Annotated in this window: 13 protein-coding genes; 3 read left to right on the top strand and 10 right to left on the bottom strand. The window is 62.7% G+C overall.

Annotation, left to right across the window (positions count from 1 at the left end; all coding sequences use genetic code 11):
• Window positions 1-40: 40 nt before the first annotated feature.
• The 8 genes from proS to XH88_RS33170 form a co-directional block, all read right to left on the bottom strand.
• A complete protein-coding gene (gene proS / locus XH88_RS33205; RefSeq protein WP_271672413.1) occupies window positions 41-1,360 on the bottom strand; it encodes a proline--tRNA ligase in 1,320 nt (439 codons plus the stop codon).
• A 145-nt stretch (window positions 1,361-1,505) separates the two neighbouring features.
• Complete coding sequence (locus XH88_RS33200) at window positions 1,506-3,068, bottom strand: copper resistance CopC/CopD family protein (protein ID WP_271672412.1); 1,563 nt, start codon at window positions 3,066-3,068, stop codon at window positions 1,506-1,508.
• A complete protein-coding gene (locus XH88_RS33195) occupies window positions 3,068-3,586 on the bottom strand; it encodes a YcnI family copper-binding membrane protein (RefSeq protein WP_271672411.1) in 519 nt (172 codons plus the stop codon). Before XH88_RS33195 ends, XH88_RS33200 begins: the two co-directional genes overlap by 1 nt.
• Window positions 3,587-3,617: 31 nt before the next feature.
• Window positions 3,618-4,142: a copper chaperone PCu(A)C gene (locus XH88_RS33190; protein ID WP_271672410.1), complete on the bottom strand. Its 525-nt coding sequence runs from the start codon at window positions 4,140-4,142 to the stop codon at window positions 3,618-3,620.
• A gap of 172 nt (window positions 4,143-4,314) precedes the next feature.
• A complete protein-coding gene (gene copD / locus XH88_RS33185) occupies window positions 4,315-5,241 on the bottom strand; it encodes a copper homeostasis membrane protein CopD (protein WP_271672409.1) in 927 nt (308 codons plus the stop codon).
• Between the two features lie 14 nt (window positions 5,242-5,255).
• Window positions 5,256-5,624: a copper resistance CopC family protein gene (locus XH88_RS33180; RefSeq protein ID WP_271672408.1), complete on the bottom strand. Its 369-nt coding sequence runs from the start codon at window positions 5,622-5,624 to the stop codon at window positions 5,256-5,258.
• Window positions 5,625-5,627: 3 nt separating this feature from the next.
• Window positions 5,628-6,686 carry a hypothetical protein gene (locus XH88_RS33175; RefSeq protein WP_271672407.1) on the bottom strand — a complete coding sequence of 353 codons (1,059 nt, stop codon included), beginning with the start codon at window positions 6,684-6,686 and terminating at the stop codon, window positions 5,628-5,630.
• On the bottom strand, window positions 6,683-7,057 hold the full coding sequence (locus XH88_RS33170) for a DUF2946 family protein (protein ID WP_271672406.1): 375 nt from the start codon (window positions 7,055-7,057) through the stop codon (window positions 6,683-6,685). The genes XH88_RS33175 and XH88_RS33170 overlap by 4 nt, the downstream gene beginning before the upstream one ends.
• 766 nt (window positions 7,058-7,823) lie before the next feature.
• On the opposite strand from XH88_RS33170, the gene XH88_RS33165 reads away from it, so the two are divergent.
• From XH88_RS33165 to XH88_RS33155, 3 genes are read left to right on the top strand one after another with little or no spacing between them, the layout of a single operon-like run.
• Complete coding sequence (locus tag XH88_RS33165) at window positions 7,824-8,846, top strand: sugar ABC transporter substrate-binding protein (RefSeq protein ID WP_271672405.1); 1,023 nt, start codon at window positions 7,824-7,826, stop codon at window positions 8,844-8,846.
• 8 nt (window positions 8,847-8,854) lie between these two features.
• Window positions 8,855-10,357 carry a sugar ABC transporter ATP-binding protein gene (locus XH88_RS33160; protein WP_271672404.1) on the top strand — a complete coding sequence of 501 codons (1,503 nt, stop codon included), beginning with the start codon at window positions 8,855-8,857 and terminating at the stop codon, window positions 10,355-10,357.
• A gap of 12 nt (window positions 10,358-10,369) precedes the next feature.
• Complete coding sequence (locus tag XH88_RS33155; RefSeq protein WP_271672403.1) at window positions 10,370-11,398, top strand: ABC transporter permease; 1,029 nt, start codon at window positions 10,370-10,372, stop codon at window positions 11,396-11,398.
• A gap of 408 nt (window positions 11,399-11,806) precedes the next feature.
• Here the strand turns inward: XH88_RS33155 and XH88_RS33150 are convergent, their stop codons facing one another.
• On the bottom strand, window positions 11,807-12,259 hold the full coding sequence (locus tag XH88_RS33150) for a hypothetical protein (protein ID WP_271672402.1): 453 nt from the start codon (window positions 12,257-12,259) through the stop codon (window positions 11,807-11,809).
• A 70-nt stretch (window positions 12,260-12,329) separates the two neighbouring features.
• Window positions 12,330-13,307, bottom strand: coding sequence for a YncE family protein (locus XH88_RS33145; protein ID WP_271672401.1), 978 nt, complete (start codon window positions 13,305-13,307; stop codon window positions 12,330-12,332).
• Between the last annotated feature and the right edge of the window lie 57 nt (window positions 13,308-13,364).

Genomic DNA, 13,364 nt, shown 5'->3' with positions numbered 1-13,364 from the left:
GGCCGGATTGGCGGCCGGGGTATCGGGCGATGAACAATATTCAGCCGACCAGGCGCGCGACCGCGTCCGCTGGCGACATGGTCTCGCGGGAGCCGTCGCTGCGCTGCTTGATCTCGACCTTGCCGTCGGCAAGCCCCTTCGGCCCGATCATGATCTGCCAGGGAATGCCGATCAGGTCGGCTGCAGCGAATTTTGCCCCGGCGCGCTGGTCGGTGTCATCGTAGAGCACGTCGACGCCCTTGGCGGTGAGCTCGGCATAAAGCTTCTCGCAGGCGCCATCGACCGCGGCATCGCCTTGCTTGAGGTTGAGGATAGCGACGCGGAACGGCGCCACCGCCTCCGGCCATTTGATGCCGGCATCGTCATGGCAGGCTTCGATGATGGCGCCGAGCAGGCGCGAGACGCCGACCCCGTAGGAGCCGCCATGGATAGGCACGTCGACGCCGTCAGGACCGGCCACCATCGCCTTCATCGGCTCGGAGTACTTGGTGCCGAAGTAGAAAATCTGTCCGACCTCGATGCCGCGGGTGTTCACGCGCTTCTCCGCAGGGACTTCCTGCTCGAAGCGCGCGGCATCGTGAACGTCCTCCGTCGCGGCATAAACCGAAGTCCATTGCTTGATGATCGGGGTCAGGTCGCTGTCGTAGTCGACATCCTCGCCCGGCACCGGTAGGTCGAGCACGTCGCGATTGATGAACACGCCGGATTCGCCGGTCTCCGCAAGCACGATGAACTCGTGGCTGAGATCGCCGCCGATCGGGCCGGTCTCGGCGCGCATCGGAATCGCCTTCAGCCCCATCCGCGCAAAGGTGCGCAAATAGGCGACGAACATCTTGTTGTAGGCGACGCGTGCAGCGGCCTCGTTGAGGTCGAAGGAGTAGGCATCCTTCATCAGAAATTCGCGGCCGCGCATCACGCCGAAACGCGGGCGCTGCTCGTCGCGGAATTTCCATTGGATATGATAGAGATTCAGTGGCAGGTTCTTGTACGACTTCACATACGCGCGGAAAATCTCGGTGATCATTTCCTCGTTGGTCGGCCCGTACAAGAGCTCGCGCTTGTGGCGGTCGGCGATGCGCAGCATCTCCGGGCCGTAGGCATCGTAACGGCCGCTCTCGCGCCAGAGGTCGGCGAGCTGAAGCGTCGGCATCAACAGTTCCAGCGCACCGGAGCGGTCCTGCTCCTCGCGCACGATCTGCTCAATCTTCTTCAGCACCCGGAAGCCGAGCGGCAGCCAGGCATAGATGCCGGCCGCCTCCTGCCGGATCATGCCGGCGCGCAGCATCAACCGATGCGAGACGATTTCCGCCTCTTTGGGATTTTCCTTCAGAATGGGCAGAAAGAACCGCGACAACCGCATGGCATGACTCTGGGAATCAGTGAGGAGTTGCAGTGAAACCGGATTGGGAGCGAAAACACAAGACCGGGAATGAGGAAAACCCGCTAACGCGGCGGAATTCCTGTCATTTTTCCGTCGACTTCATGTCCGGTTTGAACCGCGCCGACTACGGCGGCGCAACCTCAAGGTCGTCCTCGAGGGTAATCTTCTCGAAGTCGGTCACCAGCGCGTCGATCCGCACGTGCCAGCGGCCGGCGAAGGGCAGTTCGACCTTGCGCACATGCCAATAGCCGTCAGGCCCGCGTTCGGCGTCCCGCTCCATCGGCTCGATGCCGCGCTCCGGCAGGCTCAGCGTCAGGGTCGCTTCCTTGGCCTGCAGCGGCGTCGCCTCCCCGGTCATGAGCTGGAGCACGAAATCGTCCACGCCGGCCTTACCCGGGGACACCAGCACCTGGAACATCGCCTTGTCGGTGTGGATATGGATCGCCAGCGGCGTCTCCGGAATAATGGTCCGTGGCGGCGGCGTGAAGCGCCAGGCGGCGACCACGGCAAGGATGCCGAGCGCGGCTCCGCATTCGAGCAGGATCGAACGCTTAAGCGCGGACGCGGCCATTTGATCCTTCGCAAGCGCCGGAGTCAGCCGATACCGATTGAGCGCAGCGAGCGCCAGGAGGAGCAGCACCAATGCCAGCTTTGCCGAAAGAATGAGGCCGTAGCTCGTCTCGACCAAAGCTTGTGGCTTTTCGAGCTGGATGACCGCAAGCAGGAGGCCGGTCAGTGCGAGCGCGGCGACCAGTGGCACAGCGATGCGCGAGAAGCGGTTCAAGAGGGGCAGCACCGCCGGATTCGGCTTCGACAGCAGCGCAGCAAGCGGCGCCAGCGCGCCAATCCAGAAGGCGACAGCGAGGCCGTGGACGAAGACCGCCGGCCGCGTCAACGCCTCAGGCGACGCCGTTGCGGCGTGCCCGGTCATCGCGAGCGACAGGCCAACGCCGGCGAACGCGATGGCCGCAATGGCGCGCGCGTACCAGGCGCGGCCTAGCGCCATCAGCGCAAGCAGCATCGCTGCGAGGGCGACGAGCAAAGCCGGACCGGCGCTGGTTCCGAATGCGATCATCCAAGGGGCCATCGTCATAAACGACGCAAGCGGCAGACCGAGGAGATCGAGGCCCAACACGCCGAGAGAGACAACGGCGCTCGGGAGACCGACGAGGAGCGCTGTGCGCGGCACGCCCATGCCCGACATCGACCGCGCAATCCAGCGGCCAAAGAACACGCCGCCAACGCCGACAAAAAGGCCAAGATAAAGCCCGACGCGCGATAGCCAGATCAGCACATTCAACCGGCCATCCGGATTGACCGGAGGCTGCGTGGCCGTCGGCGCGCCAACCGAAAAGATCACGGATCCCGAGACGGGATGGCCGTCCTGCGAGATCACCCGGTAGCTCACGACCGCAGTGCCCTTCGGCAGGTCCGGTGGCATCGCAACCGAAATACCCTCACCCGATTTGGTCACGCGTGCGTCATCACGCGGCCGGCCCGCGCCGTCGATCAACTGGACGGCGCCCGGGGTCACTGCCTCGTTGAAGCGCAGTTCCACCGCCTTCGGCGCGCTCGCAAGGATGCTGCCGCTCGCCGGCTCGACTGAGACCAGCGCGGCATGCGCCAATACCGCGGTTGGATGGCCGACGAGCACGAACAAGGTCGCAAGCGCAGCGAGCAGACGCATTACGGCTTGGCTAGCAATTTTACGCCCGGCGCCGGCGACTTGTCCTCACGCGAATGTGCTGCCCCCTCCGCAGGGATTTCGATCCAGCGGCTGACACCCTTCTCGCATTCCTGCACAACCGGGAAATAAAGCGTGGTGTTCGGCTTCAGGCTGTCGGTGAGAAAGCTGCTGACGACGAACTCGTCGTAATTGTGGTCCGGCAACTTGCCGCCGGACCAGACCACTTCCTTTGCGCCCGAGGAGAGCTTATTGCCATGATAGTCGTATTGATTGGCATATTTGCCCTCGACAATATCGACGTTCCAGCCGGCTTTTGGCATCGGCTTCACCGCGATCACGCCTTCAGGGATCTGCACGCGGATCTTGATCGTCGGCGAGCCGGAGCAGCCATGCGGCACGGCGAACACAGCTTTGTAGGCTGCACCGACCGTGGCCTGCTTGCCTTCCAGATAGACGTGCGCCGCCGCGGGCGATGCGGCAAGTGACGTAAGCAGGATCAGCCAGGATGTCTTCGGCATGCCCAATCTCCCGGAGATGAGATCACACGCCTCACATCTTCATTCCCGAATGGTCAGGCATTTTCTTCATCATCATGCCTCCGCCGCCACCAGGTGCCTGAGCACCCACACCTTGGACATCGAGCGACACGGCGACCTTGCCAGCCTTTTCGAACTCGAGCGTCACCGGCACCTTCTCGCCCTGCTTCAAAGGACCCTTCAGATCCTGGAGCATCAGATGATAGCCGCCGGGTGCGAGCCTCACGGTCTTGCCAGGCTCGATCACAAGGCCCTTGTCCAGCGGACGCATCTTCATCACGCCGTTCTCCGTCGTCATCTCATGGACGTCGGCCTTCCCTGCGATTTCCGCCGAGACGCCGACGAGCTTGTCGGGCGCAGCCCCCTTGTTCTCAATGGTCAGGAAGCCGCCTGCGACCTTGGCGCCGCTGGGCGTCGCCCGGCTCCAGGCCTGCGAGATCACGAGATCGCCGGCCTTGACGTCGTCGGCGCGGACGGGAGCTGCGATCACGACTGCCGAGAGCGCCGCCAGCGCGAGGAGAGTTGAGAGCTTGTTCATGACATTTGCCTTTCTTGTCGCCTTTGAGAGTGCCCCACCCGTCAGAATCTTTGCAGCCTTGCGCGGATCCGCCGAGCCATTTCGTTCGTTGACTAACTATGCAGTGCCAGCCACGGAGTCGAGATCGTTTCGATTGTCGGATTGACCGGGGACAAGGTGTCACTCTTTCAGTTCACGAGTGTATGGCCGGATGCATCGTGCCAAGAATCCCGACGACGGCAAGAATGATGAGGCCGAGGACAAGCTCGGCGGTACTGTTGCATGTGAGCCAGCCCACCGCACCATTGCGGAACGAACTCAGTCGGGGCGTCAACACGAGCCGGTTGATCAAGGCGAACATCAGCATGAGCGAGAACAGGGCGAGCTTGAGCACCAACAGTCGTCCATAGTCGGTGACGATCAGCGCGTGGACCGAACCGACGAGAATGACGGTGTTGATGACTCCCGTGAACAGGAGCGTGCCCACGCACATCAAACCGATGATCGAAAACCGTCCCACGACGTGGCTGGCCAATGAAACCGCCTTGCTTCGGCAGCACGCCCGAAGGAACAGGATCAGCGAAGCCAGGCCGCCAATCCAGGCCGCGGCCGCGATCAGATGCAGCGCATCAGCGGCGACATGCACGTAGCCGGTCTCGCCAATGGTCGCGCCGGCATGGCCACTCCAGGCGAGACTTCCGGCAAATGCAAGCGCCGCCGCAAATTCAGGCCACCGGGCGATTACTCTGGTGTCAAAGGCGAGACACACCGTCAAACAGATGGCCAGACCCAGGCGAACCGCTATTACCTGCCCGAACTGCGTTTCGTTGATCACCGTCGACAACACGTCTGAGCTCGACGCTTGGTCGAAGGGCATCCCGCTCATCGACGAAGCTTGAAGCATCAGCCAGAGTCCCGCGGAGATAACTGCAATGCCAAGACTGAACCAGGCGACCCGCAAGGTCGGAATCACGCGCGAAGCAACAACGCCTGCTTCCGCGCGCGGCGGTGGCGCAGCGATGACGCTTCGAAAGACAACGTCCCCGACAACGATAGCTGTGGCCGCGAAGTGCACTGCGCGCGTTGCGACCAACGGCGTTTCCGCTGCTGACCAATCCATCGGCGATCAAGCCCTTATGGGCCGACCTCGAAAGTGAAGCTTCCATCCGTGGTATGCGTGTCGGCGGACAATACGTGCCAGTTCACGTGGTAGGTTCCGACCCCGCCAGGTTTCAGCGAGACTGACACCTGATTGCCACTGACGCGTGCTTTTCCTGCATCGACGCGCTGGCCGGAGGGACCCGTAACGGCAATCGAGCTGAATGCTGCCTCCAGCTTCTGGTTGAACCAGAGCGTCACCTCGCGGGGTGCGCTGGCAACCTTGTTGCCTACCCGCGGCTCGGCATGATCGAGAAAGGCATGGGCCCTCGCTTCGCCGGCCATCAGCGACATCGCAAGAAAGGCTGCGAGCAGGGTCATCGCACTTGGAGATAAAGGGCGCATCGGTCAGTTCCTTCCAGTGGGGCTGGTCGCCTGGACAGGCCTGCCGAAAAGTGGCTTGCCGATGCCCCGGGGGTCGATGTCGTCGAGATAGAAGTGCAGCTGGCCGATCACGCCGACATGCGTTCCGCTTTGTCGATTGACCGGGATCAACGCCTCGATGCCCAGCTGATATTTGTTGCCGATCCAGAGGACGCCGGGGTTGATCGTGCCCGTTGTCAGCGTGCCCGAAGTGAGCGTGTTCGCGACCGGGGTTTGGAGATTGGCCTCGACAAGCGGAATCAGGTGATTGAAGAAATCCGGCAAGCCGAGGTCGGCGACGGCGGATTTCAGATAGGGCATGCTGTACTGGATGGTTGCGCCCCAGTTCAGTACGCGCGGATGGAGTTCAGTATCCGCCGTTGCGTCACCGGTGTCGGGATCGATGCCGAACGTGGTCGTGAAGTTTCTCGCCGGAATCGCGTAGCCGACCTGGCCGGTAACGGCGACAGGGCGGAGCCAGGAGAATCTGTCAGGCAGGTCGCCAAAGCCTTTGCCGAACCAAAGCATCGGCGTGTAGGTGTTGAAGGGATCGGCGCCCACGTTTTGCGAGCCAGTGCCACCCCATTCGATGCTGAGCCCGACCGACATCACGAATTCATGCGTGGGGTCCTTGAACAGCCGGTACTTAAGCGTCGTCTCCAAGTTCTGAAATCCGTTGGCGCCCGGAACGGTCGGATCGGTCGGATTGAGGAATGTGTACGTCGAGCCAAACGACACCCCAAAATCCTCGGTGATGCGTTTTGAGAACTCGCCGGACACGTCGCGCTGTCGAACAGATGGGACGTCGCCGGTCCTGAAGGCGTCAACAGTAGGAACCGACAGTTCGTCGTTCACGCCGGGATCATCGATGCCCAGCGTTGCCGGGAAGAAACGATTGCCGACGATCTCGTGGGCATGGCCTTCGGACAGAGGAAGAAGCGCAATCACGGCCCCGCAAAGGCCCGTGCGCACATGAGAGACAAGCATAAGATATCTCCACAAATCGACGTGCAGGTTCGGCAGCCGTTTGGCTGCGATGCTCACGTCAACTGCGGAGGCGCCCGCGCCTGAGCGCTTGATCCAGGATACAAGGCTGTGATGGCAACATCAGGATCATGCCACTCAACCCGTTCGGCATGGCGGAAAGGAACGGAGAGCGTCGCGTACGGCGGCGAATCGAAGGATGCGTTGGCCTGTGCCAGGCAGCACAGCGCGCAGGCTCCTGCATGTGCCGCCGGCGCTCCCGTTTGATCGTCAGCAGCCCCCTCGTCGATCGTGCTGTGGCAGATCGCGGTGATAGAAAGATGATCGGCAACGGCTGAGCCGGCCGCCCAGCAGGCCGCAATCGGCGCCAGCACCTGCATCGCCAGGGCGAGCAGGACGAGGGGTAGGAATTTTTGCAGCCGAGCGCGCATCCGCCGAACCATTCGTTCGTGCACTAACTAAGCACCGCCCCCATCCCGAGTCGAGATCAGTTCCGTCGCCTTCTTGGCCCAGCGCAAATTGTGTCGAGAATCGTGGCCAAGACAGTTCACCATGGACGGCGGCCCCGCATTTGAGGCAGGTCAAATATGGCCACCCGGATCCGGGGGCTCGCATATTTCTTATATTTGTCATATACTTATGCGGATAACAGCCTTATCATTTCGTTAGCTGCTCTTATTTTGAACAATCGTTGCCGAAAATGATGACAAGCGCGAAAAGTTGATCTAGCATCCCCCTCGCTCAGGCCTGACCGCGAGGTCGAAGTCTGGTGGTCCAAGTCTCGGGAGGAGCCCCTGGCGCGCAAAACGCAGCGTCGCCCCGTCAATCAAGATCAAATCTTAGAATCGGGGATAATAGGGTCGACACAATTTTTGAGCGGGGCTCGGGCCCCGCTCTTTTTTTGTTTGCGCGGTGCCGGCATCGCTGGACATCCCTCCAGCCGGACGCAGCTTTGATCTTGCGCCTCAAGCTGCGGATCTCGCCCTTATCCATCGCAGGTTTGATCCTCTCGCTTGCGATCGAGACGCTCTTCGGGGACGAGCACGGGCTGCTTCGGCTGATCGCCCTGCGCTGCACGAACGCGAGGCTCTCGCGGAATTGCAGATAGAGTAGCGTGAACTCTTCGATTGTGAGACACTTTGCGCCTCGGTCGCGCAATCAATGACGCGCCGACGACAAGATATATGGGAGCGAGCGATGTCCGGGACGAAAGATTTCTCGACGACGAGGCGCGATCTTCTTCAGGCGGCAGCGACCGCCGGCGCCGCGACTGCCATCCTCGGCAGTTTAGGCATAAACCCAGCACTTGCAGCCGAAGTCGGACGAAGCGAGAAGCCGCTGAAAGCGGCGTTCTCCAACGCAGGCCTCCAGGCCACCTGGTGCGCACAGGGCAAGCAGGCGGCGGAGTTCTGGGGCAAGCTGTTCAACGTCGAAGTGACCTGGTTCGACGGCCAGCTCGACGCCGTGAAGCAGCGCGCGGCGATCGACAACATGGCCTCGCAGAAATGGGATTTCGTCGCGATCCAGGCATTCGGCATCGGCACTCTCACCCAGCCCGTGCAGAAGATGATTGACGCCGGCACGCCCGTGATCGACATGGATACGCTGATTGCGCCGCTCGACCAGATCAACGTCCATTCCTTCCTCGCCCCCGACAACGAGTTCATGGGCGCCTCGGTGACGCAGGCGCTGTGCAACGCAATGGGCGGCAAGGGCAAGATCATCATGACGCAAGGTGCGCTCGGCCACACCGGCGCACAGGGCCGCGCCAAGGGTTTTAACTCGGTGGTCAAGCAATTCCCTGGAATCGAGGTGCTCGATACCCAGCCGGCCGATTGGGACGTCTCCAAGACGGCGCGGCTCTGGGAAACCTATCTGACCAAATACCCGCAGATCGATGCGGCGTTCTTCCACAATGACGATATGGCGCTGGCGGCTGCCAACATCATGAAGGCGCACAACCGAACCAACATCCTGATCGGCGGTGTCGACGCGATGCCGCCGGCGATCCAGGCGGTCAGCGAGGGCCGGATGTTCGCGACCGTGCGCAATCCGTCCTGCCGCATCCATGGCGGCGCGATCATCGCCGGCGTCGCGGCCGTGGTCGGCGGCGAGAAGAGCGGCCAGGGCATTCCCAAGAATGTCGTCACCGACGGCCCTGTCGTCACCAAGGCCAATGCCGCCGGCATGCAATGGATGGAAGATCACTTCCTGATCTGAAATTCTCCATGCCTGAGGGTCGTCTGCCCATTCTGGAACTGCGGGGCATCACGAAGAGCTTCGGCGGCGTCGAAGCCCTTCGTGGTGTCGACTTCGCGCTTCTCCCCGGCGAGATCCACGGTCTCGTCGGCGAGAACGGCGCGGGAAAAAGCACGCTGATGAAGATCATCGCCGGCGTGCACACTGAGTTCTCCGGCCGCTTTCTGATCGATGGAGCGGACAGACATTTCCGCTCGGCGCGCGATGCGCACGCGGCAGGAATCGCCATGGTGCACCAGGAGCTCTCGGTCGCGCCTGATCTCACCGTCGCCGAGAACGTCTTCCTCGGCAACCAGCCGACCAACGCCCTTGGCCTCGTGCAATGGCGGCGCATGGCGCGCGAGGCCGGCGAGCAGCTCTCTCGCTTCGGCATCGACGTCGATCCGATGTCGAGGCTCGGCGACCTGCCGATCGGGCTGCAGCAGCTGATCGAGATCGCCCGCGTGCTGTTCTCCGGCGCCCGCATCGTCATCCTGGACGAGCCGACCTCCGCCCTCTCCCCGCCGGAGGTCGAGCGCCTGTTCGCGACGCTACGGCGGCTGCGCGAGCAAGGCACGGCCATCGTCTTCATCTCGCATTTCATCGAGGACATACTTCGCGTCTCCGATACGGTCACCGTATTCCGCAACGGGCGGAAGGTTGCGGAAACCGCAAGCTCCGCAACCAGCAAGGGCGCGCTGATCGAGGCCATGATCGGCCGCGGCGGCGAAGTGCTCGAGCACAGCTACACCGACGATCTCATGCTGCCGCGGCCGAGCGACCGACCGGTGGTGCTGAAGGTGGACCAGCTTTCGCTGGCGCGCAGCCTCAAGGACGTCTCCTTCGAGGCCCATGCGGGCGAGGTGCTCGGCATCTACGGCTTCATGGGTTGCGGCCAGCAGGAGCTGTCACGCATCCTGTTCGGCAAGGTGAAGCCCGACGCCGGCACGCTTGTCGTCGAGGGTGCGCCGAAAACCTTCGCCAGCACAGCGGCGGCGCGGCGCGCCGGTGTGGCATTGGTGCCGGAAAGCCGGCGCGCCATGCTGTTTCACCAGGAGCCGGTGTACAAGAACATTTCGATCAGCATCCTGGACCGCATCTCGTCGCTGCTGCTCAAGCCCGGCCAGGAGCGCGAGATCGCGAAACGTCAGGTCGAGCAGCTGCAGATCAGGCCGCCGGTGGTCGGCCTCGACCTCGGCATGCTCTCCGGCGGCAACCAGCAGAAGGTCGCGCTGGCGAAATGGCTGACCTATCCGCCCAAGCTGCTGGTGCTGTGCGAGCCTACGCGCGGCATGGATGTCGGCGCCAAGAACGACGTCATCAACATCGTCCGCGACCTCCGCGCCAAGGGGCTCGCGATCATCGTGTTGTCGACCGAGCCGGAAACGGTGCTGTCGCTGGCCGACCGCATCCTGGTGCTCAAGCGTGGCGCGTTGGTGCGGGAATTCAAGAACGAGCCGGTCAGCAAGGACCGCCTGCTGGAAGCGGCGTGACGGAGACGCACAATGGCGAGCAGTGAGACGGCAGCGGCGACGGATCAGCGGGCACGGGGCCTTGCGTCCTTCCTGCGCTCGCAGATGCGCAACATCGCCCCATTCCTGACGCTGATCTTCCTCTCCGCGTTCTTCGCCCTTGCCAGCCCCTCCTTCGCGACGATCGACAATCTCGGCAACATCCTCACCCAGGTGTCGGTAACAGGCATCATCGCAGTCGGCCTCACCTTCGTGATCCTCTGCGCAGAGATCGATCTTTCGATCGCCAGCATTGCCAACGTCACCGGCATTGCGGTCGCCTACTTCACGCTGCAGGAAACCTACGTCAACATCGCCAACATTCCCCTGCCCGGCGCGGTCGCGATACTGCTGTCGATCCTGCTCTGCGCAGCGCTCGGCCTCGTCAACGCGCTGGGGCTGACCGTGATCGGCATCCCCTCCTTCATCATGACGCTCGCCATGATGCAGATCGCCGCCGGCATCTCGGCGCTGCTGGTGCGCGGCCAGATCGCCTACAAGGTCCCGAGCCTCATCAGCACGCTCGGCTCCGGCTCGATCGGCGGCATTCCCTGGATCGTCATCGTCGCCGCCATCATGCTGCTCGGCGGCCATCTGGTGCTGACCTACACGCGTTTCGGCCGCTACGTCTACATGGTCGGCGGCAACCGCGAGGCGGCCGAGTATTCCGGCCTCAACGTCAAGCTCATCCTGGGCGCGGTGATGATCATCTCCGCGGTGTGCTCGGGCATCGGCGGCATGCTGGGCGTCGCCCATTTCGGCAGCGCGCAGCAGAACGAGTTCGACACCTATCTGCTCGATTCCATCGCCGCGGTCGTCGTCGGCGGCACCAGCCTGTTCGGTGGCCGCGGCGGTATCGGCAACACCATCGTCGGGCTTTTCGTTCTCGGTGTTCTCAACAACGGCCTCGACCACGTCAACATCGACAGTTTCCTGAAGATCCTGATCCGCGGTCTGATCCTGCTGGCGGCGCTGGTGATCAACGTCTACGCGCAGCGCTTAAGGGAAAAGGCGACGGAGTAATCCGCCGTCAAAACAAAACGCGAAAACAACCCCATGCACAGTACAAATCATTGGGGAATTGACCTCGACGGATTCGAGCCGCCGCTCTCAGCAGCATTTGACACGTCGGGCAAAACAGGAGCACGATGTCACCACGGGCATCGACCGGGTGTCTGCGCTGAGCTTCAGCTTGGGCCCTCAGTTCTCCTGTCCCTCTCTCCAAAATCCGGCAAATCCCCAAGCCATGGTCGTGCGGAATTCGGCACTGGTGCACGAGGGAACACAAATCGACGCGGCCGCCGGGGCCCAATGGGCGGCGGAGTCGCAACAACCTCAGTCGCCTCAGCAGTTCCGCGACCGGGCGGACCGTCCAGGTCGACGGGCCCTCGAGAATCGCGCCGACGAAGACATCCGCATGATGATCGCGGGTCAACGCAGTCTCGCGTTGAGGTGGATCGTTCCCCAATCCCAGCGCTGCGAGACAATGGCGGCCAGGCTTGCGCCCGCCCCTGAAGTGCCGGTGCTGTCGGGCAGTAGGATACCAAATTCGGTCGCAACGTTTGGGCCTGCCTTATCCTGTAGGCCGCCCGGCACCACCACATGCTTGAGAAACGCTCCGGCCGCCGTCAAGGTCGTCGGTCCAGGCGGAGACAGGGAGGTCTGCCCCTGCCCTTCGAAGACGGCCTCCCAATCCTCTCGCAGGCCGTAATTGACGACCCAGGCCGGCGCGATCAGGCTTGCCCCGCTCTCATCACGCAGACGTCCTGCCGGTTGCAGTTCGATCTCCATTTCCCCCTTCTTGGCGACGGCAGCATCGGTGCCGTCGAAGGGACGATAGGCGGCCGCCGGAGCGCAGAAGGCGCACAGGCCGAACACGACCATGGCGCCTATGGAGTGCCCCACGAAACTTTGGAAATGTTGGCTGCGTCGACACATGCGCCGCCTCCCGACATCAGGGCATTGGCTTGAACACCCAAATCGCCGCCGGCCCAGCCGGGCCCGCACGGACCGCCACGAACAGGCGGTCCATCTCCGACACGAAGAGCGAGGTTCGCGCGCCCGTTGCCGTCGGCAAGCGTCCGATCCTGCGATAATCCGAGCCGTCAATCTCGAAGACATCGACGTAGCCTGCGCCGCAGCTCACATAAACACGCTCGCGCTTTGCATCGACGAAAAGGTCATCGACGTCCCCGCAGGTTTCGGTCCTCGCGATCCGTTTGCCATCCATCGAGAATACGGCAAGCTCGGCGGGACTGCGGTAAGCCAGAAGAACCCGGCCACGAGTGTGATCGATCGTCATCGCGAAATTACCGCCCTTATCCAAGGACCAGTTGGCAAGCTGCTTGCCGGAAGCGCCGTCCACCACCGAAACGGCGCGCGCGTCGGGCAGGTTTACAAAGATGCGCCCACCGTCGGGCTCGATCTGGAAACTCTCCGGATGCGCCTTTAGCGGTATGCTCCGAACCTTGGCGCGGGTAGTCGGGTCAAGGATTGCCAAGCCACCATCGCCATAGCCCACGACCACGCGCCTGGCCGCTGCGTCGATCCGGATGTTGTCCGCGTCGCTGCCGAGTTCGATCCGCCCGATCGCCTTGTAGGCGACGGCTTCGAACAGTTGCACCGAGCCATCGCGGGCATTGGCAACATAGAGGGTGTCGGTCGAGGGCTCATAGGCGACTCCTTGTGGCTCGTTCAGGCCGGTCATCGTTCGGAGCAGAGTATGTGCAGCCAGGTCGACGACGCCGACGGTGTCGTTGCCAAGCTCGGCCACGAACAATCGCTGCCGCTTCAGATCGACGGCAAGATGATCGATCCGGCCACGCACATCGCCGAGCAAAATCTTCGCCTCGAGCTGGAGCGGCACCTTGTCTTCGCCTGATGCCTTGGCTTTGTCCGCCAGCGCGGATGGGAACGGTGTCATCAGGACCATAAGAAAGGCAACCACGAGGTGAGGCCACCCTCGATCCCGCCATCTCCGTGTCCGCAG

It is taken from the genome of Bradyrhizobium sp. CCBAU 51627 (assembly GCF_028128765.1).
Classification (GTDB): Bacteria; Pseudomonadota; Alphaproteobacteria; order Rhizobiales; family Xanthobacteraceae; genus Bradyrhizobium.
This window is presented reverse-complemented; position numbering and strand designations above follow the sequence as displayed.

Excerpts from the sequence above, each read along its gene's own strand:
- XH88_RS33155 (WP_271672403.1), top strand. The coding sequence starts at position 10,370 with ATGGCGAGCAGTGAGACGGCAGCGGCGACGGATCAGCGGGCACGGGGC.
- proS (WP_271672413.1), bottom strand. The coding sequence starts at position 1,360 with ATGCGGTTGTCGCGGTTCTTTCTGCCCATTCTGAAGGAAAATCCCAAA.
- copD (WP_271672409.1), bottom strand. The coding sequence starts at position 5,241 with ATGGATTGGTCAGCAGCGGAAACGCCGTTGGTCGCAACGCGCGCAGTG.
- XH88_RS33165 (WP_271672405.1), top strand. The coding sequence starts at position 7,824 with ATGTCCGGGACGAAAGATTTCTCGACGACGAGGCGCGATCTTCTTCAG.
- XH88_RS33145 (WP_271672401.1), bottom strand. The coding sequence starts at position 13,307 with ATGGTCCTGATGACACCGTTCCCATCCGCGCTGGCGGACAAAGCCAAG.
- XH88_RS33170 (WP_271672406.1), bottom strand. The coding sequence starts at position 7,057 with ATGCGCGCTCGGCTGCAAAAATTCCTACCCCTCGTCCTGCTCGCCCTG.
- XH88_RS33160 (WP_271672404.1), top strand. The coding sequence starts at position 8,855 with ATGCCTGAGGGTCGTCTGCCCATTCTGGAACTGCGGGGCATCACGAAG.
- XH88_RS33195 (WP_271672411.1), bottom strand. The coding sequence starts at position 3,586 with ATGCCGAAGACATCCTGGCTGATCCTGCTTACGTCACTTGCCGCATCG.
- XH88_RS33150 (WP_271672402.1), bottom strand. The coding sequence starts at position 12,259 with ATGGTCGTGTTCGGCCTGTGCGCCTTCTGCGCTCCGGCGGCCGCCTAT.
- XH88_RS33190 (WP_271672410.1), bottom strand. The coding sequence starts at position 4,142 with ATGAACAAGCTCTCAACTCTCCTCGCGCTGGCGGCGCTCTCGGCAGTC.
- XH88_RS33200 (WP_271672412.1), bottom strand. The coding sequence starts at position 3,068 with ATGCGTCTGCTCGCTGCGCTTGCGACCTTGTTCGTGCTCGTCGGCCAT.
- XH88_RS33180 (WP_271672408.1), bottom strand. The coding sequence starts at position 5,624 with ATGCGCCCTTTATCTCCAAGTGCGATGACCCTGCTCGCAGCCTTTCTT.